This window comes from Gilvimarinus sp. 1_MG-2023 (assembly GCF_030548285.1).
Window position 1 is genome coordinate 1 of record NZ_JAUOSC010000615.1, and the last position, 316, is coordinate 316.

At 58.2% G+C, this 316-nt stretch carries 1 protein-coding gene; it reads right to left on the minus strand.

Annotated elements, in window-relative coordinates; translation table 11 throughout:
- Positions 1-287 (minus strand): hypothetical protein (locus Q4563_RS18325; protein WP_303605525.1); only part of this gene is annotated, 287 nt, incomplete at its 3' end.
- Between the last annotated feature and the right edge of the window lie 29 nt (positions 288-316).

Consider the following 316-nt stretch of genomic DNA (forward strand, 5'->3'; position numbering starts at 1 on the left):
TTATTGAGTCGACCCGCTATCGCCGACCCACCATATCCCTGCCGATACAGATCAATCGCATGGCGCAGCGCTTCGGCCCGCGCTGTGTTCAGCTCATAGAGAGGCCATTCCACCGATCCAGTTTCGACCAACCAGGTCGGTGGCTTGCCGTTGCGGATGTGGCCCCGGTATGTACCGGCCTGCCAGGCTTGGCACTGGAGTCGCAAGGCTGCCAGCACTCGCTTCGACTTTGTGTCGGATTCTTCGTGCGCCCGGATCATCACAAGCAAGGAATAGACCAGATCCATCGGGTTAGCCTTTAAACTTTCCCGGCTGT